Below are 25371 nucleotides of genomic sequence, written 5' to 3' on the forward strand. Positions count from 1 at the left end.
ACCTGGCAACATGCCCGATTAATTATCCCGCAAGCTGCCGGTGGAACAGGGAGGATCGGGGTTTAAGCCTGCTCAACGCGAGAACAGCAGCTTCAGCCCGGCAGCGGTAAAGCACAGCGCCAGTATCCCTTCAATACCACGGCGGCATCTGCGGTAGCCCCGTACCATCACTGGCGTAGAAAACAGCAACGCATAGCCGCTGAATACCGCCATACCCAGCAGGGCACAGCCGCCGACGATCGCCGGCAGCACAGAGGTAGCCGCCCCCGGCTGCAGGCCCAGCGACATAATCGCCATCCACACCATAATGGCTTTCGGGTTACTCAGGTGCATCATCAAACCACGGCGATAGAGCGCCGCTCCTGAAACAGATACCCTCGCGTCCTGCTGCAGGGCTGGCGAGTCGCTCCTGGCTGCGCTGCGCGCGGCCTTCACGGCCAGCCACAGCAGATAGAGGCCACCCACCACCTTGATCAGGGTGACCGCTTCTGCCCAGGCCAGCAGCAGCGTGGAGAGACCGGTGGCGACCAGCAGCGCCCAGCAGAGAGAGCCACTGATCACGCCGGCTGCCAGCAGCAGCGCCGGCCTGCGCCCCTGGCTCATTGCGGTAGCCATAATTGCCATATTGCTCGGCCCCGGGCTGGCGGTACCCAGCAGGTAAGCGCCCCAGACGGGCACAAGCGCTAACAGGGTTTCCATACTCTCTCCTTTGGGTCATCACCCGTAACGTTTTTTCATAAAGGGCTGTTATAGCACAGGCAGATTTCCGGCCGCTACAGCACGCGACGTTGGTTCAGCTTTTGATTTCAGACAGCTAACAGGATGATATCCGAACAAAGAGTGTAACTAAATATTTCAAAAAGCCTGCTGCAGACGCTTACATCTTTAACATCTTTTTGGCGCATCACCTCATCATCCCCTGTCACGTGACATACATCAGGGGTCTGGAATGTATGCGGCACTCGCTTAAGGGCTATTTTTTCCTGCAGATAACATAACCTTCACAAATACCTACAAAAACGTCATATTTTGCAAGGTTATTATATCTTTACGTTTATTAAAGCAGATCTTCACGCTTAATTTTGCTATATAAAAACAGGTTACCTGGCGTCCTGAATGGGCCGGTAGTGTTAGCCTAATCCGGCAGGAGACCTGACCTCTGACGCATAAAAAGTTCTTTTCGGACATGGTGTTACATGGATTTTACATGCGAGTATCATTTCACTAGCCTGGTTTAACATTTCCCACCGTCGATTTAACCTGCCGACGAAACAAAAGCTAAAATTAATCGCTACTGTTATATGCCAGATCAATATTACTGTTGCTTCTTCTTCATCTGGTTTGATCTTAGGATCGAATTTTCGCTGAAAGCCTGCGCTTAACCGATCGGCCACCGCCGCAAATGTGGTCTATTTGTTAATAGTGGGTAAAAAAAATAAAAGGCAGCTCTTTTATGTTCGCTCGAGGTAAGCAATGTTCGGATTAGATGCGTTCCATCTGGCAAGGATACAGTTTGGTTTCACCGTAGCCTTCCACATTCTCTTCCCGGCCATCACCATCGGCCTGGCCAGCTTCCTGGCCGTGCTCGAAGGCCTGTGGCTGAAAACCAAAAATGACGTGTACCGCGATCTCTACCATTTCTGGTCGAAAATCTTCGCCGTGAACTTTGGTATGGGCGTGGTATCCGGCCTGGTGATGGCCTATCAGTTCGGTACCAACTGGGCCGGGTTCTCGCAGTTTGCCGGCAGTATCACCGGCCCGCTGTTGACCTATGAGGTGCTGACCGCATTCTTCCTCGAAGCGGGCTTCCTTGGCGTGATGCTGTTTGGCTGGAACCGCGTCAGTCGTGGCATGCACTTCTTCGCCACCTGCATGGTCGCCCTCGGCACTATCATCTCCACCTTCTGGATCCTCGCTTCTAACAGCTGGATGCAGACGCCGCAGGGCTATGCGCTGGAAAACGGCATCGTGGTGCCGGCGGACTGGCTGGCGATTATCTTTAACCCGTCGTTCCCGTACCGCCTGTTGCACATGTCCGTTGCCGCGTTCCTGGTCACCGCCTTCTTCGTCGGCGCCTCGGCCGCCTGGCACCTGCTGCGTCACAACGACACCCCGGCAATCCGCAAAATGCTGTCGATGGCGCTGTGGATGGCGCTGATCGTCTCGCCGATTCAGGCGATGATCGGCGATGCCCACGGCCTGAACACCCTTGAACACCAGCCGGCGAAAATTGCCGCGATCGAAGGGCACTGGGAGAACCCGCCGGGTGAAGCGACGCCGCTGATCCTGTTCGGCCTGCCGGATATGCAGGAAGAGCGCACCAAATACGCGCTGGAGATCCCGTACCTCGGCAGCCTGATCCTCACCCACAGCCTCGACAAACAGGTGCCGGCGCTGAAAAGCTTCCCGAAAGAGGACCGCCCGTACTCACCGGTGGTGTTCTGGTCGTTCCGCATTATGGTCGGCCTCGGCATGCTGATGATCCTCACCGGCGTGGTCAGCCTGTGGATGCGTCATAAAAAGCGCCTCTACACTTCGCGTCCGTTCCTGTGGTTTGTGCTGCTGATGGGGCCTTCCGGCCTGATTGCGCTGGTCGCCGGCTGGATCACCACCGAAATCGGCCGTCAGCCGTGGGTGATCTACGGCCTGCTGCGCACCCGCGACGCGGTTTCGCTGCACAGCACGCTGCAGATGGCCATCAGCCTGGCAGTGTTCTTCGTGGTCTATATCTCGGTGTTCGGCGTCGGTTACACCTATCTTGCGAACCTGATTAAGAAAGGCCCGCAGACCGGCGAAGGCGACGACCATGGCGAAGGCGGCCCGGGCACCACGCACACGCCTGCACGCCCGCTGTCGGCCGTGAAGGAAAAATTAACCCCGTCGGATGAGGGAAAATAAGATGGGCATCGATCTCTCTATTATCTGGTTTACCATCATTATCTTCTCGACCCTGATGTACATCATTATGGACGGGTTTGACCTGGGGATCGGCATTCTGTTCCCGTTTATCAAAGATCCCACCGAGCGCGATATGATGGTCAACACCGTCGCGCCGGTGTGGGACGGTAACGAAACCTGGCTGATCCTCGGCGGCGCGGCGTTGTTCGGCGCGTTTCCGCTGGCCTATGCGGTGATTACCACCGCGCTGGCCGCACCGCTGACCATTATGCTGATCGGGCTGATCTTCCGCGGCGTGGCCTTTGAGTTCCGCTTTAAGGCTACCGAAGAGCACCGCCCGTTCTGGGACAAAGCCTTTATCTGGGGTTCGGTAATCGCCACCTTCAGCCAGGGCGTGGTGCTGGGCGCGTTCATCAACGGTTTTGAAGTGACCAACCGCACCTACAGCGGCCCGTATATGGCGTGGCTGACGCCGTTCTCGCTGTTCTGTGGCGTCGGTCTGGTGCTGGCCTATGCGCTGCTCGGCAGCACCTGGCTTATCATGAAAACCGAAAATGACCTGCACCGCAAAATGACCGCGCTGACCAAACCGCTGCTGCTGGCGCTGCTGCTGGTGATCGCCATCGTCAGCATCTGGACGCCGCTGGCCCACGCCGACATTATGGCGCGCTGGTTCACGCTGCCTAACCTGTTCTGGTTCCTGCCGGTGCCGGTGCTGGTGCTGGTGGTGGCCTGGGGCCTGCTGCGCGCGCTGAAACGCCACGCGCACTACACGCCGTTCCTGCTGACGCTGGCGCTGGTGTTCCTCGGCTTTACCGGTCTGGGCATCAGCATCTGGCCGAATATCATTCCGCCGTCGATCACCATCTGGCAGGCGGCCTCGCCGCCGCAGAGCCAGGGCTTTATGCTGGTCGGTGGCCTGCTGATTATTCCGGTGATCCTCGGTTACACCTTCTGGAGCTACTACGTGTTCCGCGGAAAAATTAAGCCGGACGAAGGTTATCACTGATTTTCAGGCGGTAAGGCTAACCGGCCTGAGCTCCTGAACCTGTTAAAGGGCGCACTCTGCGCCCTTTTTTTATCGGCTTACTGAGCGAACCTGCCACCCGGCGTTAATTACCGCCGCCGGTTACAGAATTATCTGTAAAAACCTTTTTTCGACGCGGTCACGCCCCGTTGCGGCGCAGATGGTCTACGCTTTAGGTTCTGATTGAGGAAATCATGCCATCTAAGGAGAAAGTATGAGTCTGTTTGATAAAGCGAACGACAAAGCAGAAGAAGCGATCGGCAAAGGTCAGGAAGAACTGGGCAAAGCCTTCGACTCCCCTGAGCATGAATTCAAGGGCAAAGCGCGCCAGCAGGCCGCACGCGCCTCTTATGCCATCGACGACGCGCTTGACTGCGTGAAAAGTAAGACTAAAGACTCACCGCTGGTTTCACTGGCAATTGCTGCTGGCGTGGGCTTCCTGGCCGCAAAAATTCTGGGTCGCCGTTAACGTTACCCGGTTTTGATAACTAACGCCCTGCGGGGCGTTTTTTTATGCCTGATAATAATTAACCTGCACAGACAAGATTGATACAACTCTTAACAGCTTCCGCTATTTACATACCGTTTATTACCTCTTCTCTTCAAATCTGGCACAAAGCCATAATCGGTTTAATTTCCTGCCGTGCTGACATAGCTCCGCTGTTTTTTATGAGCAGCAGGCAGAGGCTACTTCAGCACACATAAAAAGTTACGCCCATCATTACGCTGAATATTAACGTCAGACGATGGGTAATAACGCTAAAAGGAAATCAGAAATGAACAGAAAAATAGACGGCAAACGGCAGTCAACCTCCGGAATGCTGCTCTGCAGCAGCGCGTTGTTCCTGTTGTCGGCGACGGTGCACGCGGAGATGGCGCCGCTGGCGGTGGACTCCGACTACCTGTTCGGCGACTGGGACGGTTATCGCAGCCGGCTGAAAGATCGGGGAGCAGATTTCCAGCTCAACTACACCATGGAGTCCGCGGCTAACCTTGCCGGCGGCTATCACAGCGCCACCAGCATGCGCTACACCGACCAGTGGGCGTTTGGCACCACTCTCGATCTGGAAAAACTGCTGAACGTCGACGACGCGCAGTTTCAGCTCACCCTTACCAGCCGTAACGGGCAGGACCTGACGCCGTACATAAACGATCCGCGCAGCGGCGGGCTCTCCTCGGTGGAAGAGGTGTGGGGCCGTGGCCAGACCTGGCGGCTGACCCAGTTCTGGTTGAACAAAGGGCTTTTTAATCATCAGGTTGAGGTCAAGGCGGGGCGCGTCACCGTCGGCGAGGACTTCGATACCCTCGACAGCAAGTTCGAAAACCTGGCCTTTGGCGGCGGCCAGGCCGGTAACTGGCGCGGCGACCGCTGGTTTAACTGGCCGGTTTCCCAGTGGGGTGGGCGTATTAAACTTAACCTGCCGCAGGATCTCTTCTTCCAGGTCGGTTTTTACAATCAGAACCGCAATAACTACGATCGCGGCAACGGTTTCTACCTCGACGGCAGCCCGACCCTCGGCAATCTGCTGCCGGTGGAATTCGGCTGGAAGCCGCTGCTGGGCGATCAAAAACTACCGGGCAATTACCGCATTGGCGGCTACTTCTCCTCGGTCAACGGGCCACGCTACTCCAGCTATAACCGGGGAGACTATGGCCGCCAGGATCACGCGTACGGGGGTTATCTGCTGCTGCAACAGCAGGTGACGGCCACCAATGGTGACGCGTCTCGCGGGCTGGTGCTGGCGCTGCAGACGGTGCTTAACGACGATAAAACCGCAAAAACCGACAACTATCAGGCATTTCAGCTGGTATGGAAGGGGCCGTTCGCCAGCCGCGTTGGGGATGAGATCGGTTTCGGCATCGCGCGCATCCACGTCAACAGCGACTACGGCCGCATGCAGCGTGCCGCCAACGATTTTCACGACGTCAGCCGCTACGACGACCCGCGCTATCTGCCGATCCAGCACGGCGCAGAGTGGAACTACGAGCTCTACTACAACGTGGCAGCCACCCGCTGGCTCAATCTGCGCCCCAGCCTGCAGTATGTCGCCTCACCTGGCGCGGTCAGCGGTGTAAAAGACGCGTTTATCGGCGGCATCAGCGCCAACGTCAACTTCTGATCACCGACGGGCACCCTGCCGGCCGGCTTACTTCAGCTGTACCCGCGCGGTGTAAAAACGCCGCGCGGCGAGGTAAGCGGCGATAATGGTCGCCAGGCTGGCGGTACCGATCAGCATAAAGGTGACCATAATCTGATACCTGATCGCCTTCACCGGATCGATACCGGCGAAGATCAGCCCGGACATCATCCCCGGCAGGCTGACCAGCCCGACGGTCTTTGCCGCATCAATACTGGGGATCATCGCCGCACGGATGCTCCCGCGCACGATGCTGCCGCTGGCCAGTCTGGCGCTGGCACCGAGGCTGAGCATCTCCTCCACCTGCTGCCGGTTGTCGTGAAAGCGCTGATTGAGACTGGTAAAGCACAACCCCACCGCCACCATCGCGTTACCGGCGATCATGCCGCAGACTGGGATTACCTGCATCGGCAAAAACGCGATGGCACCGCTGCTGACCAGAATCGTCAGCGTCAGCGTGGTGCCGGTGGTGATGGCGATAAACGAAATCAGGAAGCCGCGATCGATCGCTTTGCTGCGCTTTTTCGCATTCAGCGCGGCGTTGACGCAGATAAACAGCACCATCAGCACCGTCAGCACATTGTTGTTCAGGTCGAAGATAAACTTCAGCACGTAGCCGATCAGCGTCAGCTGCACGATCGCCCGCGCCACGCTCCAGACGATATCCTTCTCCAGCCCCAGCCGCTCTTTACGGCTCACTATCAGTGCGATCAGTACCAGCCCCAGCGCCAGCATCAGAGACTCATTGCTGATGTTATGCTGATTCATGCTGTTCCTCCCCCGCCGCCGCCGCCAGCATCAGAGACCCACTGCTGATGTTATGCTGATTCATGCTGTTCCTCCCCCGCCGCCGTGAGGGTCAGCACCCGCTGCCCGCCGTTCAGCTCTTCCCGGTCATGGCTGATCCACAGCACCGCCACGCCCGCCGCCGCCTGCTGCGCAATCAGCTGGCGCACCCGGTGCTTGTTCTCCTCATCCAGCGCGCTGGTCACCTCATCCAGCAGCAGCACCTCTGGCGGAAACTGCAGATTACGCAACAGCGCCACCCGCTGCTTCTCACCGCCGGAGAGCGTATCCACCGCTTTATCCAGCAGGTCGGCGGGCAGATTCAGCCACGCCAGCGTCTCTGCCAGACGTGCACGCGGCACCGGCTGCTGACGGATCTGATAAGGCAGCGCCAGATTGTCATACACGCTGGTGCCGAACAGCTGCGGCGTCTGGAACACGTAGGAGACGCGCTGGCGCCACACCTCCGGCGACAGCGCCGTCTGCGGCTGGCCGTTATAACGGACTTCACCCGCCGTGGGTTCCAGCAGGCTGGCGAGGATTTTCAGCAGCGTGGTTTTGCCGGCACCGGACGGCCCGGTCAGCCAGACAAATTCGCCGCGCTGCAGGGTGAAGGTGATCGGTGCCAGCAGGCGTTGAGGCCCGCGGCTAAAGGTAATGCCGCTAACCTGCAGCAGGGGGAATGCGTTCAAAGGCGATATCCGGTGGGTAAAGGCCGAGGGACAGATGATAACACCCTCAGCGCGACTTTTTCTGCGGCCAGCCGATCAGCAACAGCCCGGCGACGATCAGCGCCACCCCCGCCAGCGAGCCCCAGTAAAAGCATTCGTTAAGCCCCGGCAGCCACAGCGCGGCGGCCCACACCAGCACATAGCTCAGGCTGAGCAGCGGATAGGCGCGGCCCAGCGGCAGCCGTCGCAGCGCCAGCAGCCAGCACAGCATCGACAGCGCGTAGGCCAGCAGCCCGGCCAGCAGCGCCAGCACCGGCGGGGAAAACTGGCGCAGCACGTTTAAAAACGGCAGCAGCTGGCCGACGGCGGGCAGTTGCACCATCGCCCACTTCAGCAGCAGCTGCGCTGCGCTGACCAGAAACACGCTGGAAAAAGCCAACAGCCAGCCCATCAGGTGTAGCTCCCTATCAATGCCACGCCGGCAACGATCAGCGCGATCCCCAGCCCGTGACGCAGGCTGACCGGTTCATGCCACAGCCAGCGGGCGGCAATCGCCACCAGGATAAAGTTCAGGCTCATCATCGGATAAGCCACGCCGATCGGTGTGGTCTGTAATACCCGCAGCCATACCAGCATCGCCAGCCCCAACAGCAGCACGCTGGCGGCCAGCCAGCGCAGCAGGTGGCCGGACGCTGGCGTGGCGGGCTTGCTCATCGCCTGCTTCTGGCACAGCTGTCCGGCGCAGCTGAGCAGGCTGGTCAGTACGATCAGCAGCAGCGTCATGGGCGCTGTTCATACAGGTACCAGAGCATGCGGCCCTGCTGGTAAACCCGATCGGGCGGCGGCAGCGTCGGGTCATCCGGGCGCTGCTCATCCGTCAGCTTCATCACCAGCGACACGCTGCCCTGGCGGCGGTGCACGCTCAGCCAGTCGGCAAATTTCTGGTTGGTCACGCGCCGGTCGGCACCGTCGGCATAGCTAACGCCGTAGCTCAGTTCACCCGGCTCGCCGAGCAGCCGCACGTCGCTGCGTTTAAGCTGCCATGCCAGCGCCGAAGCCATGCCGGTATTATTCGCCAGCAGCCAGCGGCTGTCCGGCAGGTCCGGGCCAATCGCCGTCAGGAACGACTGCGGCTGCTTGGAGTTAATCACCTTATCCGGCAACACCGCGCCGAGCACCAGCGCCAGCCCGAGCGGGCACAGCGCCGCCAGCCGCCAGCGGCAGGCGCCGGATACCAGCGTCACCACGCCGATCAGCGCCCAGAACAGAAATGCGCTGGCGGCCAGCAACACCTTGCCCCCCTCGTCGCGATCGTAGACCGGATGATGCGCCCAGCCCCAGGGGGCCAGCACCAGCAGCACAACCAGCGCCAGCAGGGTACCAAAAGCGATATTTATCACCGCGTTGGCCTTCAGCCCGCGGCCGCCGTTCAGCGCAAGGTGACGCGCATGGTGCGCCAGCAACAGCGCCAGCGGCGCAAAACAGGGCAGAATATAGGTCGGCAGCTTGCCTTTGGCGATGCTGAAAAACAGCAGCGGCATTACCACCCAGCTCAGCAGATAGCGGCTCTTCGCGCTCTCCGGCCCGTTCCAGCCGCGCCGCAGCGCCCCCGGCAGCAGCCCCAGCCACGGCACCGTGCCGGCGATCAGCACCGGGATGTAGTACCAGAACGGCGCTTTGTGCTGGGCATCCTGCTCGGCAAAGCGCTGAATATGCTCAACCCAGAAGAAATAGTGCCAGAAATCAGGCTCCTGCCGCGCGATGCTCAGCGCCCAGGGGGCCGAAATCAGCGCGCATGAGAGCAGCGCCAGCGGGCCATACAGCAGCAGCTCCCTGAAGCGCCGCTGAGCGATCATCCACGGCACAATCGCCACCACCGGCACCGCCAGCGCCAGAAAGCCCTTGGTCATAAAGCCCATGCCGCAGGCCAGCCCCAGCAGCAGCCAGCCGCCGGCCCTGTGCCAGCGCTTGTCCGCCTCGGCCGCCAGCCAGAAACTGCACATCGCCGCCACCAGCCACAGGGTGATCATCGGGTCGAGCACCGCATAGGTGCCGATGGCGTACACCAGCAGGCAGGTGAGGAACATCACCGCGGCCAGCAGCGCGGTCGCCCGCTGCCGCCACAGGCGCAGCGCCAGCCAGTACACCAGCAGCGCGCTGAGGGTAATGGAGAACACCGAACCGAAGCGCACCGAGAAGTTATTGCCGCCCAGCAGCCACTGGCTCAGGTTATTGATCCAGTAACCGGCCACCGGCTTCTCAAAATAGCGCAGGTCGAGGAAGTGCGGCACAATCCAGTTGCCACTGAGCAGCATTTCGCGGCTGATCTCCGCGTAACGCACCTCATCCGGCTGCCACAGGGCGCGAAACTCTAACGGGATCAGATAATAGAGCGCGTAGAGTACCGGCAGCGCCAGCGCATAACGGGTTATTTTCATTCACTCCGACCCTGATAACCGTTGGCATCCCAGCCAGCCTTCCCGGCCGGGGAGGCTACCCCGAACAATTTCCCCGAGCGGCAGCTGCGTCAGATCCTGCGGCAGCAGCTCGCCCAGCGGGCAGAAACGGATGCCGCGCTGGCGCGCCATCTCCAGCAGTTCAGCAAACAGCTCGCTCAGCACGCCGCCTTCCGCTTCGGCATGAATGGTATAGACCGGCACCTGGTTTTCCTTTTCATGCTGGCTGACGATGCGGTCGAGAATATACGCATTGTAGCCTTCACGGCTGACCCGGCTGCCGATCGCCTCATCCCAGGTCGGCAACGTCACCGGGATCTGCACCGTGCCCAGGCTGCCGTCGGGCAGCCTGGGGCGAAACGGCCGCGTTCCCCGGCAGTCGCTGTTGTAGGCAAAGTGAAACGGCTGCTTCACCACCACCACCCGCCCGTCGGCCCGCCAGCCCGCGACCGCCGAGCAGCTGACCGGCTGGCCGGTGATCGCGACCAGTTCGTCCAGCCCGCGCTGGATCTGCTGCGTCATCGTCGCCGCAGGCCAGACGCCCGCCCAGGTTTGCCAGGCGAAGTGATCCCAGGCGTGCAGCCCGATCTCATGCGCTTCCGCCGCCGCACGAATCACCCGCGCCTGCCCGGCACCGATGCGCCGGCCAGGCCAGGCGGTGCCGGCCAGCAGAATATCCCAGCCGTACAGCGAGGCGGCGTTCGATCGCAGCATCTTCCACAGAAAGCGCGGCTTCAGCAGCCGCCACAGGTGGCGGCCCATATTGTCCGGCCCGACGCTGAAGAAGAACGTCGCCCGCACCTGCTGCTGTGCCAGTATCGTCAGCAGGCGCGGCACGCCGTCGCGGGTGCCGCGCCAGGTATCCACGTCAATACGCAGACCGACGTCGATCATTCCTCCGTCACTCCCGGCTCAACGGTGCGCAGGAAGAAGTCGAGCGTGGCGTCAATGGTCAGCCCCATCTCCACCGTCGGCTGCCAGCCGAGCAGGCGCTTCGCGTTACGGATCGACGGCTTGCGGTGTTCCACGTCCTGATAACCCTTGCCGTAATAGCTGCTGCTCTCCACCTCGCGGAACCCGGCAAACGGCGGGAACTGCCCGCGCAGCGGATGACGCTCAAAGCTGGCCAGCAGCTGCTCCGCCAGCTCGGCAATACTGGCTTCGTTCTCCGGGTTGCCGATATTGATAATCTGGCCGTCGCAGTTGCCCTGCTTATTCTCGATAATCAGGAACAGCGCCTCGATGCCGTCACGGATATCGGTAAAGCAGCGCTTCTGCCGGCCGCCGTCGATCAGCTTGATCGGCGAGCCTTCAACCAGGTTAAGGATCAGCTGGGTGATGGCGCGTGAGCTGCCGATGCGCGCGGCGTTAAGGTTATCCAGCCGCGGCCCCATCCAGTTAAACGGCCGGAACAGCGTAAAGCGCAGCCCCTCTTTCTCACCGTAGGCCCAGATCACCCGGTCCAGCAGCTGTTTCGACACCGAATAGATCCAGCGCTGCTTGTTAATCGGCCCGACCACCAGACTGGAGCGATCCTCATCGAAGGTGTCGTCGGTACACATGCCGTACACCTCGGAGGTGGACGGGAATATAATGCGCTTTTTGTACTTCACGCAGTCGCGGATGATTTTCAGGTTCTCTTCAAAATCGAGCTCAAACACCCGCAGCGGGTTACGGGTGTACTCGATCGGCGTGGCAATCGCCACCAGCGGCAGCACCACGTCGCACTTCTTAATGTGATACTCGATCCACTCGGAGTGGATGCTGATATCACCCTCAACAAAGTGGAAGCGCGGGTGGCCGACAAAGCGGCTGATAGCGTCGGAGCCGATATCCAGGCCGAAGATTTCGAAGTTATCGTCGGCCAGCAGGCGCTCGGTCAGATGGTTACCGATAAAGCCGTTTACGCCGAGGATCAGCACGCGGGTGCGGCGTTTAATCACCGACACCGGCTGATTGTGCAGCAGCGCGCCGGCCACCAGGCCGAGGGTCTGCGCCAGCTGGCTGCCCTGCATATAGATGCCGCTCTCGCTCTGGCCGGTGACCACTTCCAGCGCGCCCTCGCCACAGGCGATAGTCAGCGGGTTCACCGAGAGAACGGTGCCCGGCTTCGCCGCCGGCAGGTCGCTGCGCACCTTCGACTGCCAGACGATAAATTTGCTGCTGCCCACCCAGCTGAACGCCCCAGGCCAGGGATCGCTGACCGCCCGCACCAGATTGTGGTTGCGGGTGGCCGGCCACTGCCAGTCAAGGCGACCGTCTTCCGGCGTGCGGCGGCCAACCACCGTTGCCTCGCGCTCGTCCTGTTCGCGCTGCGGATAATCACCGCGGAGAATGCCCGGCAGCGCGTCGGTCAGCAGCTGCTCCGCCGCCTGGCACACCTTGTGGTGCAGGTTGAGCGCATCGTCTTCCGGCGCAATCGCCACCTGCCGCTGGGCGACGATCGCCCCGGCATCGGCCCGCTGCACCATGCGGTGCAGCGTGACCCCGGTCTCCTGCTCGCCGTTGACCAGCACCCAGTTAAGCGGCGCGCGGCCGCGGTACTTCGGCAGCAGCGAGGCGTGCAGGTTGAAGGCCCCCTGCGGGGCGCAGGCCAGCAGCGCCTCACCGAGCATATCGCGGTAGTGGAACGAGAAGATCACCTCCGGCTGCATGCCCTGAATGCGGTCAATCCACAGCGGGTGGTTAACGTCATCGGGGGCATAGACCGGAATACCCATGCGGGACGCGGTGCGCGCCACCGAGGCAAAAAAGTGATTCTCACCGGGCTGGTCGGCGTGGGTAAAGATCGCCTCGATGGTGAAACCCGCGTCGTTCAGCGCACGCACGCCGGCGCAGCCAATATCATGGTAGGCAAAGACCACAGCTTTCATAATGATTTATCCTGAGAGGAAGATGCGTCGTCACGGCTGACCACGCGCTGAATAAAGTAGCGGGGACGCGCACGCACGTCGTTATAGATGCGGCCGATATATTCGCCGAGCAGGCCCATGCCGATAAACTGCGCGCCGACAAAGATAAACAGCACGGCAAACAGCATAAATACCCCTTCCGCCGACCACTCGGGCCCGAGAAACAGCCGCATCAGGATCAGCACCAGCGACAGCACAAAGCCGCACAGCGCAATCACGCTGCCGAACACGCTCAGCAGGCGCAGCGGCGTGGTGGTCAGGCAGGTGATCAGGTCATACATCAGGTTAATCAGCCGCATCAGGCTGTATTTCGAATCACCAAACTCGCGTTCGGCGTGCAGCACCGGGATCTCAATCGCCCGGCGGGCAAAGGTGTTGGCGAGGATCGGAATAAAGGTGCTGCGTTCGTGGCAGTGCAGCATGGCGTCGACGATATGGCGACGGTAGGCGCGCAGCATGCAGCCGTAGTCGCCCATCGCCTTGCCGGTGGTGCGCTGGATCAGATGGTTGATCAGCTTCGACGCATGCCGGCGGAACCCGCTGTCCTGGCGGTTCTGCCGCACGGTGCCGACCACGTCATATCCCTCCTGCGCGGCGGCAACCAGCCGGGGGATCTCCTCCGGCGGGTTCTGCAGATCGGCGTCGAGGGTGATCACCAGGTCGCCGCTGACGTGGCTGAAGCCGGCCATAATCGCCGAGTGCTGGCCGTAGTTACGATTAAGCAGCACCGCCACCACGTGGCTGCCTGGCGCTTCAGCCGCGGCGACCATCATCTCCGCCGAACGGTCGCTGCTGCCGTCATCCACCAGCAGGATCTCATAATCAAGCGCCAGGGTGGCGCAGGCGGCGTCGGTACGGCGGATCAGCTCCGGCAGGCTCTCCTGCTCGTTCCAGACCGGGATCACTACCGATACTTTAGTAATGGCTTGTTCAAACATGGTTATTTTCCTGCCAGCGTAAGCAGCGCGCCGATCACCCGATCGACGTCGCCGTCGTGCATGCCGGGGAACAGCGGAATGGAGCAGATGCGCTGCGAGTTCCACTCGGTGTGCGGCAGCGACAGCTGCGGGAAGCGCTCGCGGTAGTATTTCTGCGTATGGGCGGCACGGAAGTGCAGGCCGCTGCCGATGCCCTGATCTTTCAGCGCCTGCATCAGCTCATCGCGGCCGATGCCGCAACGCTGCGGGTCAATACGCAGAATAAACAGATGCCAGGCGTGGTGATGCGGCCAGTCGGGCTGACGCAGCGGCAGGAAGGGCGTATCCGCCAGTTCGGTGAGATAGCGGCCGGCAATCTCCGCCCGGCGGGCGTTGTTGGCCGCCAGCTTATCCAGCTGCACCAGCGCAATCGCCGCGTTGATGTCGGCCAGGTTGTACTTGTAGCCAGGCATAATCACTTCCGCCTGCGGCGCGCGGCCGTGGGTCTGGCGATCGAAGGCATCAACGCCCAGCCCGTGGAACTTCAGGCTGCGCACCCGGCCCGCCAGCGCAGCGTCGTCGGTGACCACCAGCCCGCCCTCGGCGCAGCTCATATTTTTAATCGCGTGGAACGAGAAAATGGCGGTACCGCTGCTGCCGACATGGCGCTCGCGATAGTAAGTACCGGCCGCATGGGCGGCATCGTCAATGACCGCGATGCCGTGACGCGCGCCCAGCGCGTGGATGGCGTCGATATCCGCCGGTGCGCCGGCATAGTGCACCGGAATAATCGCTTTGGTCCGTGGCGTAATCGCCGCTTCAATCAGCTCAGGCGTGACCATCAGCGTATCGCGATCGACGTCGATCATTACTGGCGTAGCCCCCAGCAGGACGATCATATTCAGGGTGGAGACCCAGGTCAGCGACGGGGTGATCACCTCATCGCCTGGCCCGATCCCCAGCGCCATCAGCGTGACGTGCATCCCGGCCGTGGCCGAACTGACGGCAATGGCGTGGCGATTGCCGGTAAGCTGGCAGAATGCCTGTTCAAGCTGCTGATTTTTCGGTCCGGTGGTGATCCAGCCGGAGCGCAGGACCTCGTCGACCGCGGCCAGCTCTGCGTCACCCATTGCCGGGCGTGAGAAAGGCAAAAACTCAGACATTGATTAATCCCAATAAACTATTGATAGCAATAACGTTAGCTGAAGAAGATCGAAAACGACGGTTGTGATTAAAAATAAATCAACCTGCTGCGTTAACGATGCTGACCAGCAGATTATTCCTCACAGGGCCCGTGAGATTAAAAAAACAACGACAAAGCGCTACTTATTACCCAAAAGAGCATAGCAATACCCGGATATATGCACGTTAAACGAAAATTATTAGGGAAAGATTAAGAACAGCATGTCGTGCAGGGCAACCTGACGCAGGTTTAATCGCCGTTTATGTTCAGAACGCTGCCGTTCATCGCACAACATCAACAGCACTTAAACATAAGCAAAATTTCATCATTTTGTCACTTTACTTTGTCAGCAACATCTCAGGTGGTGGCCTGCGGGCAGGCGGGCTACACTGACCGCCCAGACATCAAGGAATCGATCATGACTGACACCCTCTTACCTCCGGCGCTGCTGGCGCTGCTCGACGGCTCGCTGCCGGCCAGCCACCTGCACCAGGCGATTCGCCTGTCCAGCGTCGGCGATAACGGCTGGCCCTACGCCGCTCAGCTCAGCCTCGGTGAAATCCTCGCCCTCACACCCCGGCAGCTGCTGTTCGCCATCTGGCCGCACTCCACTACTACCCGCAATCTGCAGCGTGACGGCAAGGCCACGCTGGCGCTGGTGCTTGACGGGGCTATCTGGGAGATTCAGCTGCTGGTTGTGCAGCGCGACGAGACGCTGACCGATCTCAACCTGAGCGTGTTCAGCGCCACCGTTCACCAGGTCATCGCCCACCGCGCGCCCTACGCCACCGTCACCCACGGCCTGACCTTCAGCCTCAACGACGAAGCCAGCGCCCTCGCCCGCTGGCACGAGCAGATCGCCGCCCTGCAGGCGCTGGCGGCCACCGCTGGCTTACGCCAGGGCTGACGCGGCTTTTTGTTTCGGGGCGGATTCGGCGATTGTGTTGCTGTTAAGGGCATCGCGTTTAGTTTCGATGACGGGTTCGGCCGTTGGCGACAGAACGCCGGGACGCCGTTAATTTTTTAAAGCCCAAAAATCCGGGCTTTAAAAAATAATCCATCCCTGGAGGCTCGGATGCCGCATCCGTGCGGCATACGCCCGGCTAACCTGCTCGCCAACGGCCTCCCTTTTCAGCAATTGAGTTGCTGCCTTAAAAGCCAAAAAGACCCGTATTAAAGACCCGTATTAATGTTTTGATGTTTTGACGTTTGAGCGCAGATATAGAATATTTCAGGACAGCAACACCAGTAATTACAGGCAATCGGGGTTATCCGGGTTAGCGGACCTTCGGGCGCAGGGATGCGCCCGGCAGAGCCCAGGGACGTTATTGGCGTGTCCGCGATCCGGATAACCCCGATTAAGCCAGGCACCCAACCTCAAAGCGACCCGGCCCCAAAGCCACGCACCGATAAGCCAGGCCCCCAAACCCAAAGCGCCCCGGCCCCAAAGCGCAGGCACAAAAAAAGGGGGCGACCCTAAAGTCGCCCCCTTCTGCCACAGCGTTAAAACTTATTTGCTGTCCGGCAACGCATAAGCAATCACGTGATCGCCCAGCTTAGTCCCGAAGGAACCATGACCACCGGCCACGATCACCACGTACTGCTTACCGTTAACCTCATAGGTCATCGGCGTCGCCTGACCACCGGCCGGCAGACGGGCTTCCCACAGCTGCTTACCGTTAGACTGGTTAAACGCGCGCAGGTAGTTATCCGCGGTGGCCGCAATAAAGAACACGTTACCGGCGGTAGACACCGGGCCGCCCAGCATCGGCATCCCCATCTTAAACGGCAGCGGAACCGGTGAGCTGTCGCGCACGGTACCGATACGTTTCTTCCACACGATATCGTTGGTCTTCAGATCGATCGCCGAAATATAGCCCCATGAAGGCTGCTTGCACGGGAAACCTAACGGCGACAGGAACGGGTTCAGCGTCACGCCGTACGGCAGGCCGTACTGCGGCTGCACGCCGGACTCGGTACCGGTACCGCCCTTATCGTTCTCATCCGGCTCGATCGGGTTACCCGGACCGCGTGGGATCAGACGTGACACAAACGGCAGCGCCATCGGGTTGGCAACCGCCACCTGACGATCGGTGTTCACCGAAATGCCGCCCCACTCAAACATCCCCAGGTTACCCGGGAACACCAGCGTACCCTGCTCAGATGGCGGGGTGAACGGGCCTTCATAACGCAGCTGATGGAACATCACGCGGCAGATCAGCTGGTCATAGATGGTGGCGCCCCACATATCCTTACCGGCCAGATGCTCTTTCGGACGGAAGCTCAGCTCAGAGTACGGCTGGGTTGGCGACACGCGATCGCCCTTCGCCGCACCGCCCGGCACCTTCATCTCTGGTGCAGGCACCACCGGCTTACCGTCGCGACGGTCCAGCACGAACAGATCGCCGGTTTTGGTCGGTACATAAATGACCGGAACCTTGTTGCCGTCTTTATCGTTGATATCCGCCAGCGTCGGCTGTGCCGGTACGTCCATATCCCACAGATCGTGGTGCACGGTCTGGTAGAACCAGCCCAGCTTGCCGGTGGTGGCGTTCAGCGCCAGCACGCCGGTGGCAAAACGCTCCATCTCCGGGGTACGGTGACCGCCCCAGATATCCGGCGTCGACACGCCGATCGGCAGGTAAACCAGATCCAGCTTCGCATCATAGGCCGCAGGCGCCCATGAGTTTGGCGAGTTGGCGGTGTAGTTCTGCTCGCCTTCGGCAATCACGTTCGGATCTTTCGCGCCGGTATCGAAGGCCCACAGCAGTTTACCGCTGTTGACGTCGAAGCCGCGGATCACCCCGGAAGGCTCTTTGGTCGAGTAGTTATCGGTCACCGCACCGGCCATCACAATCACCTTATCGGTAACGATCGGCGGCGAGGTTGGCTCGTAAGAACCGACCTTGTTGTACGGCAGATTGCTCTGCAGGTTCAGCTTACCGTTGTCGCCAAATTCCGGGCACAGCGCGCCGGTTTCCGCGTCCAGCGCGTAGAGGCTGCCGTCATTGACCGGCAGCAGCACGCGGCGTGAGCAGAGCGCCAGCTGCGTACCGGCAGGTGCCGTTGCCGCTTCCGGGGTCTGATAGTAAGAGACGCCGCGACAGGTCACGTGCTGGAACGTCGGGTCGGTCTTCATTTTCGGGTCGAAGTGCCACTTCTCTTTACCGGTGGCCGCATCCAGCGCGAACAGCTTCTGGTGCGCGGTACACAGGTAGAGCGCGTTGCCAATTTTGATCGGCGTGGCTTCGTTGGTGATCTCACCCGGATCGCTTGGCAGTTTCAGGTCGCCGGTCTGGAACGACCACGCCTGCTTCAGCTCGCCGACGTTCTGGTCGGTGATCTGCTTCAGCGGCGAGTAGCGGGTGCCGCCCTGGGTACGGCCGTAGGCCGGCCAGTCACCGGCAGGGATACCGTCATCTGCCGGGGTGGCTTCTGCCGCCTGATCCGGGCTCAGGGTACCGTTGATCTCCTGCGGGTCGTTAAACACCGAGTACGCCAGTACCGCGACGACGAACACCAGCACCGCGCTCAGCGCAGCGCGTGGGAACGCGCCCTTCGACACCAGGCCGCGCCAGATAAACGGCAGCACCAGCCACAGGCCGAAGAAGAAGGTGACGTCAAGACGCGGGGTCAGCGCCCAGAAGTCGGAACCCACTTCCCACAGCGCCCACACGGTGGTGGCCAGCAGGAACAGGGCGTAGAGCGTCAGCGCGGCACCGCGCTTACGCTGCAGCAGCACAGCAGTAATCAGCAGCACCACACCAGCAATGATGTAGTACAGCGAACCACCTAATTTAGCGAGCCAGATGCCGCCAATTAACAGATACAGGCCGCTCAGCGCGGCAAATATCGCCGTTAGCAGCAGAAGCACTCTTGATGCTTTACTTTGCATAGTTTGAACCTTACCAAAAATGAAAAGTCACCGATTAAGCGTAGGCTTAATCTTTTGAAACACCCGGTTTTGTTTTAACCATCCATCCGGTGTTCCGTGCCGGCCAGCGGGAAGCTCCCCTTCCCGCTGGCCGGTTACTGCTGGATTCTGTGACCGGGCTTTGCCCGGTGCATAAGTCTGGCACGCGGTGCGCGCAATCTGCCCGGCGAATCAGCCTGACGCTCTGCCCGGAATGAGATCAGGGGCAGGCTGCCGGGCTGCCCCCCTCACCAGAGGGCCGGGAGACGATCCGCTTAACGCTTAAAACTGATACGCCAGGGTGGCACCGCCGCCCCAGTTACGGCCAGGGGCCGATTCGTAGTAACGCTTGTTGCCTTCGTTGACGATCACCGATCCGGCGTACTGGCGATCGAACAGGTTATCGACGCGGCCAAACAGATCCAGCGACCACTGGCTCCAGTTAAAGCGGTAGCCGCTGTTCAGGCTGGTCACCGCATATGCGCCGGCTTCGGCGTCATTGGCGTCGTTAGCCTTGATACTGCTCATATAGCGGATATCCGCACCGGCGTGGAAACCGCTTTCCGGCGCATACTGCAGCGAAGCGTAGCCCATATTGCGGGCGATGCCCGGCAGGCGGTTACCTGCGGGCGTACAGGACGTCGCGGCAGCATTACAGGTTTCATTACGGTAGGTGGCGTCCAGCAGCGTCCACGCCAGCTTCATTTTCCAGTCCTGAGCGAACTGCTGGTCGAAGCCCAGCTCCAGGCCGCGACGGCGGGTTTCACCGGCGTTTTTATACACCGCACGGCCGTTGCTGCTGCTTTCAACCACCAGCTCGTTATCGGTACTGGTCTGGAAAATCGCCGCCGTCAGCAGGCCATAACCAATACGCGTTTTGCTGCCCAGCTCAAAGGTGTCGCTGGTGGCCGGCTTCAGGCCGAGGTTCATGCCGGTTTGCGTACCGTCGGTCGAGCGGTAGGAGAGTTCGTTAATGGTTGGCGTTTCAAAACCACGACCGGCGGAGAAGTAGAGGTTCCATGCATCGGTCGCCGCATAGTTGACTGAGCCCATCGGCAGCAGCTTATGGTAGCGCGCGCTGCCGCTGTCATCGCCGTTACCGGTGGTGATGTAGTAGTCGGTGGAGTCAAAGCTGACGGTGCTGTAACGCAGACCGGCGTCCAGTGACCACTTATCGCTCAGCTGCCAGCTGCTCTGCAGGTAAGGATCGAGGTTCCACATGGTGTTCTTTTCGTTACGGCGCTGGTCGCCCTTCTCGCCGAGCTGATTAACACCGTTCACCGTGTTGTAGTTAAGGAATCCCTGACGACGTTCGGTCATGGTTTCGTAGTCCAGCCCGCCGATCAGCGTCACCGGCATGGAGCCCAGCTTGCCGTCATGCTTCCAGCGGGTGTCGATCCCCTGATACTTACGCTCCAGCACGATCACCCCGCCCGGATAGGCCGGGTTAGCCTGGGTGCCGACCGGAATTGACTGGTACTGAGTCGTGTGGCGTTCGCCGTGCCAGGTGGTCAGCGTCAGCTGGTCGTTCTCACTCATTTCACGCTGGTAGCGCAGGCCGAACTGGGTCTGATCGAGGCTCTTGCGGGTGTTGTACTGGTCGCCACGCGGCGACTGGCGCGGGTTAGCCTGATACTCCGCCGCCGTCAGACCGCCCGGGTCATTCGCATCCACCGACACGCTGTTCAGCATCAGCGTCAGGGTGCTGACGTCATCAATACGCACGCCCAGCTTACCGTTACCGAGGCTTTTCTGCGTGCCGCTGTGGTCACGGTAGCCGTGGGTGGTAAAACGCGAGCCGGAAATCGTGTAATTCACGTCGCCGGCCTGAGTGCCGTCACCGGTCGCGCCGCTGGCCTTAACGCTGTTACGCCAGCTGCCGAAGCTGCCAAAGTAGGTGCCCGCTTCCAGGGTGGGCGGCTGGGTGCCGGTCTCGGTCTCAATATTCACCACGCCGCCGGAGGCGTTGCCGTACAGCGCCGAGTAAGGGCCGCGCAGCACGTCCACCCTGCCTACCGAGTTAATATCGATATTGGAGGTCTGCCCCTGGCCATCCGGCATGGTGGCAGGAATACCGTCCACGTACATGCGCACGCCGCGCACGCCAAAGGTCGAACGGCTGCCGAAGCCGCGCACCGACAGCTGCAGATCCTGGGCATAGTTCTGGCGGTTCTGCAGCTGCAGGCCCGGCACGCTGCCGAGCGTTTCCGACAGATTGACCTGCGCCGTACTGTTACGCAGATCGTCGCCGTCCACCACGCTGACGGCGGCGGGGGTATCCAGCTCCGAAAGCCCGCTGACGTGTCTGACGACCATCAGGGTGGAGGAGTCTGACTGAGAGGCGGCGGTAGCCGCCTGTGCGCAGCTGGCAGCAACCGCAGAGAGGGCAAACAGCGGCGTCAGAAGATAAGCAGAGGTTTTTTTATTATTCACGGGAGTGATTCATCATTAGTGAGCAACGTTTCAGGCCCGTTTTCGCCCGGCAATAATGATGCAGAACGGAAATTTCAGGCGCCCGCCTTTCCCTGACAAAGTGCGCTACATGCGCTGCCAGGCAGACCTGTCAAAGTATATCGGTATGTAACAGGATTACGCAGTCAGCCACCGCGTTATGTTTTATAATTCATAATATTTAACATTTGTCGCTGACCAGGATCACGAATCCCTACCGAAAATATGTGATACAAATCACAATGTGCGCGGATTGTAGCACCGCTTATCAGAGTTGTTAACAATTTTGCTGAATTGATTCAGTAACCGGTTTCAGATAATTAACCTGCGTTTTTAAGGGGTTTTTAAGGCTTTCTGGCGGCACCCCGCAAAATCCACGCGCCACTAACACGCGCCATCACCGTCAGGCTATACTCAACGGATTGTTAAACCGTTGTGACAGTGACAGGATGCACCATGCCCGTTTCCGGATGTCCACGACTCTCCCCTATCATCCCTACCTCCCCGCTGGCCATCAGGCCGCTGCTGTGTGCTGCCCTGCTGCTGCTGGCCGGTTGCGCCGGAAAATACCAGGGGACAACCTGCAATGGCGAGGTGACCACCCTGAGCGGCCAGCCGCTGGGCACGGTTGAGGGAAAAATTATTGACCGGGTCAGCGCCTTTTCCGTGACGCTTCCTGACCGCACCCTCGACAGCGGCCCACTGTGGTCGGGCGACCGTCAGCTCTATATTCCCTCGGCCGTCACCCGTGACGGCTGGCTGGCACAGCGCGTCTCCGACACCCGCTTCAGCATCATTAATTCGCCGCAGGATCGGGCCATCACCTTCACCTGCCCAGGCCCGGGCAGCCTGTAACCGTTAAGATAAGTGACCGATGAATCCTACCCAGTTAATTGCCAACCGAAAGACCCTGTTTGGCCGCGGCACCCTGCCGCAGCTGATCCCACTGCTGCAGCAGCCCGCGCTGCCGACGCTGCTGTTCTGCGGCAACTCCTTCCTCAACGGCCCGGCCTGGCAGGCTCTGCAGCCACAGCTTGAACCGCTGCTGTGCGGTATTGAGATAGTCAGCCATGAAGCTTCACCCGATGAGATCGACGGCTGGGTGGCACGCTGGCGCGGCCGGATTGGCCGCGTGGTGGCGATTGGCGGCGGTAGCGTGATCGACGCCGCCAAGGCGGTGGCGGCGCTGAGCCAGCACCCGCTCAACACCCTGCGCTACCTGGAGAAGGTTGGCGATAGCGCAGTGACCGCCGCCACCCTGCCGCTGATCGCGGTGCCGACCACCGCCGGCACCGGCAGTGAGGTAACGCAGAATGCGGTGATCACCGACAAACAGCACATCAGGGTGAAGGCCTCACTGCGCCATCCGGCGTTTGTTCCTGAGGTGGCGATCCTCGACGCCGACCTGCTGCGCGGCACACCGGATCGGGTGCTGGCCTGCTGCGCCATCGATGCCTTTACCCATCTGTTTGAAGCGTATCTGTCAGCGAAAGGCAGCGCGCTGAGCCGCCAGACGGCGCTGAGCGGGCTGCAGGCGTTTATCAACGGCTGGCCGGGGCTGAACCGTGATGATGCGTCAGGGGATGAGGCGCGGGAACAGATGCTGCTGGCCTCCTGGCTCGGCGGGCAGTGCCTGAGTATGGCCGGGCTGGGGGTGATCCACGGCATCGCCGGGGAGCTGGGGGCGATCCGTGACTATCATCACGGTGAAGTATGCGGTCGCCTGCTGCTGCCGTTCCTGACTCTGCTCAGTGAAAGCGAAAACCCGCAGCAGCGGGCGCTGATGCAGCAGTTGCAACAGACCCTGTTCCCGCACGGCGGGCAGCCTGCGGCACTACAGCTGGCGGACTGGCTGCGCGAACACGCCATCACGCCGTTCTGGCAGGATCCGCCGTCGCTCAGCCAGCAGGATGTCGCCTGGATCCTCGCCCGCGCCAACAGCAAAAATTCGTGGGTCAGCTACAGCGAGGCGCAGCAGCGCTGGCTGCTGGAGCAGGCGTTCAGCGTACACGATTGATGCACTGTGACAGTTTTCCGTAAAGCCGGATTTCCGCAAGGGCCACGCCCTGCCGGGGCAGTATCGCGGGGCGGGCTATCAGGTAAATGACTGGAAAAAACACGGTCTGAAGGCACCGCCGGCCGGGCACCGCTGGCATAACGTCAACGGTAACTACGTGCTAATTGCCGTAGCGACCGGGGTGATTGCCTCGGTGGTAGCCCATCAGTAACGGCTGCCTCAGGCAAACAGGGCGCTGGCGGCAAACACCAGCGCCAGCAGCAGATTGACCATCCCCGCCGCCAGCCACGGGCTGCGCCGCCGCTGGGTGACGCTCAGCACCAGCATCGGCAAGGCTGCCGCGCCAAACACCACTGCCAGAATAAAGAACACGCTCATTGTTTCCCTCCGGATCTGTTCCGTTGTTTGAATTTGCTCAGACTACCGCACTGACTTCCTCTAACCAACCGGCACGCATCTGCGGCACCGCGCGCAGCAGCTGGGCGGTATAGTCGTCCAGCGGCGCGTTAAACACCAGATCTAACGCTCCCTGGCGCACCGTTCTGCCGTGGCGCAGCACCATGACCTCATCGGCAACGGCGTTCACCACGTGCAGATCGTGGGTGATAAACAGCAGCGAGACGCCGGTCTGCTCCTGTAACCTCTTCAGCAGCGCCAGCACCTCACGCCCGACCAGCGGATCGAGCGCCGACGTTGGTTCATCACAGACGATCAGCAGCGGCTCCACCGCCAGCGCGCGGGCAATACAGACGCGCTGCTTCTGACCGCCGGAGAGCGCGTGCGGATAGCGGTCCGCCAGCTGTACCGGCAGCCCGACCTGCTCCAGCAGCGTCTCCACCCGCGCTTTACGCTGCTGGGCGGTCAGCGCGGTCAGGCAGACCATCGCCCGCTCCAGCTGCAGCCGGATGGTCAGGCGCGGGTTGAGCGCGGTGTCCGGGTGCTGGTGGATCATCTGCACCCACTGCAGCTGCTGGCGGCTGCGCCGGCGCAGCGCCGGCGGCAACAGCTGGCCGTTAAAGCGCACCTCGCCCTCCGCCGGGGAGACCAGCCCACAGATCGCCCGGCCGAGGGTTGACTTGCCGGCACCTGACTCGCCGATCAGCGCCAGGGTACGGCCGCGGCCGACGGTCAGCGACACATTGTGCAGCACCCGCTCCCCCTGATAATCAACGCTGACCTCACGCGCGGCCAGCAGCGGCAGAGTGGAACCGCGCGGCGTATGCGGCTGCGCGTGGCTGTGCAGAAGCTCACGGGTATAAGCCTGCTGCGGTTGATCCAGTAGCGCCGGGGTAGCACCTGTCTCTACCTGACGGCCGTGCCGCAGCACCATAATTCGCTGGCTGAGCTGCGCCACCACCGCCAGATCGTGGCTGATATAGAGTGCGGCCACGCCGCTCTGCGCAATCACCTGCTGAATCGCCTTCAGCACTTCCAGCTGGGTAGTCACGTCCAGCGCGGTGGTCGGTTCGTCGAAGATAATCAGCTGCGGCCCGGCGCAGATCGCCATCGCAATCATCGCCCGCTGCAGCTGGCCGCCGGAGACCTGATGCGGATAACGGTGGAAAAACTGCTGCGGCTGCGGCAGCTGCAGCTGTACAAACAGCGCCATCGCGCGCTGGATCGCCGCCCGGCGGTCCAGCACCCGGTGGCGCACCGCCACCTCAATCACCTGTTCACCGATGGTTTTCGCCGGGTTGAACGAAGCGCTGGCCGACTGCGCCACGTAGGCGATTTGTACGCCGCGCACGCTGCGCATCTGCCGTTCGGAGAGCCCGTTCAGCGGCTGTCCGGCGAAGATAATTTGCCCGCCGCTGATTTTCATCCCGTGGCGGCAGTGGCCGAGGATCGCCTGACCGATGGTGGATTTACCGGCACCGGACTCGCCGATCAGCCCCAGCACTTCGCCTTTATTCAGGGTGAAAGAAATATCGTCCACCAGCACCGCGCTGCCGGCGGTGACGCGCAGCTGCTGCACGCTTAACAACGGTTGTGACTGCATTAA

At 60.9% G+C, this 25371-nt stretch carries 22 protein-coding genes; 8 read left to right on the top strand and 14 right to left on the bottom strand.

Annotated elements, in window-relative coordinates:
- Window positions 1–72: 72 nt before the first annotated feature.
- Complete coding sequence (locus tag ASF13_RS19020; RefSeq protein WP_056240093.1) at window positions 73–699, bottom strand: LysE family translocator; 627 nt, start codon at window positions 697–699, stop codon at window positions 73–75.
- Window positions 700–1473: 774 nt separating this feature from the next.
- Between ASF13_RS19020 and ASF13_RS19025 the strand changes: the two genes are divergently transcribed.
- From ASF13_RS19025 to ASF13_RS19040, 4 genes are all read left to right on the top strand, one after another.
- The gene (locus tag ASF13_RS19025; RefSeq protein WP_056240095.1) at window positions 1474–2898 is read left to right on the top strand and encodes a cytochrome ubiquinol oxidase subunit I; all 1425 of its coding nucleotides are present in this window, start codon (window positions 1474–1476) and stop codon (window positions 2896–2898) included.
- 1 nt (window position 2899) lies between these two features.
- Complete coding sequence (gene cydB, locus ASF13_RS19030) at window positions 2900–3907, top strand: cytochrome d ubiquinol oxidase subunit II (protein ID WP_056240099.1); 1008 nt, start codon at window positions 2900–2902, stop codon at window positions 3905–3907.
- 232 nt (window positions 3908–4139) lie between these two features.
- On the top strand, window positions 4140–4394 hold the full coding sequence (locus tag ASF13_RS19035; RefSeq protein WP_056240104.1) for a hypothetical protein: 255 nt from the start codon (window positions 4140–4142) through the stop codon (window positions 4392–4394).
- A gap of 349 nt (window positions 4395–4743) precedes the next feature.
- Entirely contained in the window at window positions 4744–6045 is a 1302-nt protein-coding gene (locus ASF13_RS19040; RefSeq protein ID WP_056240539.1) for a carbohydrate porin, read from the top strand.
- 27 nt (window positions 6046–6072) lie between these two features.
- Here ASF13_RS19040 and fetB read toward each other — a convergent pair whose 3' ends face one another.
- The 9 genes from fetB to arnB are packed head-to-tail and all read right to left on the bottom strand — an operon-like array spanning window position 6073 to window position 14968.
- Complete coding sequence (gene fetB, locus ASF13_RS19045) at window positions 6073–6831, bottom strand: iron export ABC transporter permease subunit FetB (protein ID WP_056240109.1); 759 nt, start codon at window positions 6829–6831, stop codon at window positions 6073–6075.
- A 50-nt stretch (window positions 6832–6881) separates the two neighbouring features.
- Window positions 6882–7541 (bottom strand): ATP-binding cassette domain-containing protein, encoded by a 660-nt coding sequence (locus tag ASF13_RS19050; RefSeq protein ID WP_056240111.1) that lies wholly within the window; start codon window positions 7539–7541, stop codon window positions 6882–6884.
- A gap of 46 nt (window positions 7542–7587) precedes the next feature.
- Window positions 7588–7971 (bottom strand): 4-amino-4-deoxy-L-arabinose-phosphoundecaprenol flippase subunit ArnF, encoded by a 384-nt coding sequence (arnF, locus tag ASF13_RS19055; protein ID WP_056240113.1) that lies wholly within the window; start codon window positions 7969–7971, stop codon window positions 7588–7590.
- Window positions 7971–8303, bottom strand: a complete 333-nt coding sequence (gene arnE / locus ASF13_RS19060) for a 4-amino-4-deoxy-L-arabinose-phosphoundecaprenol flippase subunit ArnE (protein WP_056240116.1) — start codon at window positions 8301–8303, stop codon at window positions 7971–7973. The genes arnF and arnE overlap by 1 nt, the downstream gene beginning before the upstream one ends.
- The gene (gene arnT / locus ASF13_RS19065) at window positions 8300–9958 is read right to left on the bottom strand and encodes a lipid IV(A) 4-amino-4-deoxy-L-arabinosyltransferase (protein ID WP_056240120.1); all 1659 of its coding nucleotides are present in this window, start codon (window positions 9956–9958) and stop codon (window positions 8300–8302) included. Before arnT ends, arnE begins: the two co-directional genes overlap by 4 nt.
- Window positions 9959–10870: a 4-deoxy-4-formamido-L-arabinose-phosphoundecaprenol deformylase gene (arnD, locus tag ASF13_RS19070; protein ID WP_056240123.1), complete on the bottom strand. Its 912-nt coding sequence runs from the start codon at window positions 10868–10870 to the stop codon at window positions 9959–9961.
- Entirely contained in the window at window positions 10867–12849 is a 1983-nt protein-coding gene (arnA, locus tag ASF13_RS19075) for a bifunctional UDP-4-amino-4-deoxy-L-arabinose formyltransferase/UDP-glucuronic acid oxidase ArnA (RefSeq protein WP_056240126.1), read from the bottom strand. Before arnA ends, arnD begins: the two co-directional genes overlap by 4 nt.
- Window positions 12846–13826 carry an undecaprenyl-phosphate 4-deoxy-4-formamido-L-arabinose transferase gene (gene arnC / locus ASF13_RS19080; protein ID WP_056240129.1) on the bottom strand — a complete coding sequence of 327 codons (981 nt, stop codon included), beginning with the start codon at window positions 13824–13826 and terminating at the stop codon, window positions 12846–12848. Before arnC ends, arnA begins: the two co-directional genes overlap by 4 nt.
- 2 nt (window positions 13827–13828) lie before the next feature.
- Entirely contained in the window at window positions 13829–14968 is a 1140-nt protein-coding gene (arnB, locus tag ASF13_RS19085; protein ID WP_056240132.1) for a UDP-4-amino-4-deoxy-L-arabinose aminotransferase, read from the bottom strand.
- Between the two features lie 438 nt (window positions 14969–15406).
- Here arnB and ASF13_RS19090 point away from each other — a divergent pair, with 438 nt between their 5' ends.
- The gene (locus ASF13_RS19090; protein WP_056240135.1) at window positions 15407–15895 is read left to right on the top strand and encodes a hypothetical protein; all 489 of its coding nucleotides are present in this window, start codon (window positions 15407–15409) and stop codon (window positions 15893–15895) included.
- A 603-nt stretch (window positions 15896–16498) separates the two neighbouring features.
- Here ASF13_RS19090 and ASF13_RS19095 read toward each other — a convergent pair.
- Both ASF13_RS19095 and pqqU read right to left on the bottom strand, forming a co-directional pair.
- Window positions 16499–18883: a glucose/quinate/shikimate family membrane-bound PQQ-dependent dehydrogenase gene (locus ASF13_RS19095; RefSeq protein WP_056240138.1), complete on the bottom strand. Its 2385-nt coding sequence runs from the start codon at window positions 18881–18883 to the stop codon at window positions 16499–16501.
- A gap of 300 nt (window positions 18884–19183) precedes the next feature.
- Window positions 19184–21334: a TonB-dependent receptor PqqU gene (gene pqqU, locus ASF13_RS19100; protein ID WP_369814398.1), complete on the bottom strand. Its 2151-nt coding sequence runs from the start codon at window positions 21332–21334 to the stop codon at window positions 19184–19186.
- Window positions 21335–21808: 474 nt separating this feature from the next.
- Between pqqU and ASF13_RS19105 the strand changes: the two genes are divergently transcribed.
- Genes ASF13_RS19105 through ASF13_RS25410 form a run of 3 tightly spaced genes read left to right on the top strand, consistent with a single transcriptional unit; the run spans window position 21809 to window position 23580 of the window.
- Window positions 21809–22207, top strand: a complete 399-nt coding sequence (locus tag ASF13_RS19105) for a hypothetical protein (protein ID WP_233209037.1) — start codon at window positions 21809–21811, stop codon at window positions 22205–22207.
- A gap of 19 nt (window positions 22208–22226) precedes the next feature.
- The gene (locus tag ASF13_RS19110; RefSeq protein ID WP_056240141.1) at window positions 22227–23369 is read left to right on the top strand and encodes an iron-containing alcohol dehydrogenase; all 1143 of its coding nucleotides are present in this window, start codon (window positions 22227–22229) and stop codon (window positions 23367–23369) included.
- 49 nt (window positions 23370–23418) lie between these two features.
- Window positions 23419–23580 carry an RcnB family protein gene (locus ASF13_RS25410; RefSeq protein ID WP_082502389.1) on the top strand — a complete coding sequence of 54 codons (162 nt, stop codon included), beginning with the start codon at window positions 23419–23421 and terminating at the stop codon, window positions 23578–23580.
- An 8-nt stretch (window positions 23581–23588) separates the two neighbouring features.
- On the opposite strand, the gene ASF13_RS24510 is transcribed toward ASF13_RS25410, so the two are convergent.
- Both ASF13_RS24510 and ASF13_RS19115 read right to left on the bottom strand, forming a co-directional pair.
- Window positions 23589–23747: a hypothetical protein gene (locus ASF13_RS24510; protein ID WP_156365623.1), complete on the bottom strand. Its 159-nt coding sequence runs from the start codon at window positions 23745–23747 to the stop codon at window positions 23589–23591.
- 37 nt (window positions 23748–23784) lie between these two features.
- Window positions 23785–25368 (bottom strand): ABC transporter ATP-binding protein, encoded by a 1584-nt coding sequence (locus ASF13_RS19115; protein WP_056240143.1) that lies wholly within the window; start codon window positions 25366–25368, stop codon window positions 23785–23787.
- Between the last annotated feature and the right edge of the window lie 3 nt (window positions 25369–25371).

This window comes from Erwinia sp. Leaf53, assembly GCF_001422605.1.
Taxonomy (GTDB): domain Bacteria; phylum Pseudomonadota; class Gammaproteobacteria; order Enterobacterales; family Enterobacteriaceae; genus Erwinia.

Excerpts from the sequence above, each read along its gene's own strand:
- ASF13_RS19020 (WP_056240093.1), bottom strand. The coding sequence starts at position 699 with ATGGAAACCCTGTTAGCGCTTGTGCCCGTCTGGGGCGCTTACCTGCTG.
- ASF13_RS19025 (WP_056240095.1), top strand. The coding sequence starts at position 1,474 with ATGTTCGGATTAGATGCGTTCCATCTGGCAAGGATACAGTTTGGTTTC.
- cydB (WP_056240099.1), top strand. The coding sequence starts at position 2,900 with ATGGGCATCGATCTCTCTATTATCTGGTTTACCATCATTATCTTCTCG.
- ASF13_RS19035 (WP_056240104.1), top strand. The coding sequence starts at position 4,140 with ATGAGTCTGTTTGATAAAGCGAACGACAAAGCAGAAGAAGCGATCGGC.
- ASF13_RS19040 (WP_056240539.1), top strand. The coding sequence starts at position 4,744 with ATGCTGCTCTGCAGCAGCGCGTTGTTCCTGTTGTCGGCGACGGTGCAC.
- fetB (WP_056240109.1), bottom strand. The coding sequence starts at position 6,831 with ATGAATCAGCATAACATCAGCAATGAGTCTCTGATGCTGGCGCTGGGG.
- arnF (WP_056240113.1), bottom strand. The coding sequence starts at position 7,971 with ATGGGCTGGCTGTTGGCTTTTTCCAGCGTGTTTCTGGTCAGCGCAGCG.
- arnE (WP_056240116.1), bottom strand. The coding sequence starts at position 8,303 with ATGACGCTGCTGCTGATCGTACTGACCAGCCTGCTCAGCTGCGCCGGA.
- arnT (WP_056240120.1), bottom strand. The coding sequence starts at position 9,958 with ATGAAAATAACCCGTTATGCGCTGGCGCTGCCGGTACTCTACGCGCTC.
- arnD (WP_056240123.1), bottom strand. The coding sequence starts at position 10,870 with ATGATCGACGTCGGTCTGCGTATTGACGTGGATACCTGGCGCGGCACC.
- arnA (WP_056240126.1), bottom strand. The coding sequence starts at position 12,849 with ATGAAAGCTGTGGTCTTTGCCTACCATGATATTGGCTGCGCCGGCGTG.
- arnC (WP_056240129.1), bottom strand. The coding sequence starts at position 13,826 with ATGTTTGAACAAGCCATTACTAAAGTATCGGTAGTGATCCCGGTCTGG.
- arnB (WP_056240132.1), bottom strand. The coding sequence starts at position 14,968 with ATGTCTGAGTTTTTGCCTTTCTCACGCCCGGCAATGGGTGACGCAGAG.
- ASF13_RS19090 (WP_056240135.1), top strand. The coding sequence starts at position 15,407 with ATGACTGACACCCTCTTACCTCCGGCGCTGCTGGCGCTGCTCGACGGC.
- ASF13_RS19095 (WP_056240138.1), bottom strand. The coding sequence starts at position 18,883 with ATGCAAAGTAAAGCATCAAGAGTGCTTCTGCTGCTAACGGCGATATTT.
- ASF13_RS19105 (WP_233209037.1), top strand. The coding sequence starts at position 21,809 with ATGCCCGTTTCCGGATGTCCACGACTCTCCCCTATCATCCCTACCTCC.
- ASF13_RS19110 (WP_056240141.1), top strand. The coding sequence starts at position 22,227 with ATGAATCCTACCCAGTTAATTGCCAACCGAAAGACCCTGTTTGGCCGC.
- ASF13_RS24510 (WP_156365623.1), bottom strand. The coding sequence starts at position 23,747 with ATGAGCGTGTTCTTTATTCTGGCAGTGGTGTTTGGCGCGGCAGCCTTG.
- ASF13_RS19115 (WP_056240143.1), bottom strand. The coding sequence starts at position 25,368 with ATGCAGTCACAACCGTTGTTAAGCGTGCAGCAGCTGCGCGTCACCGCC.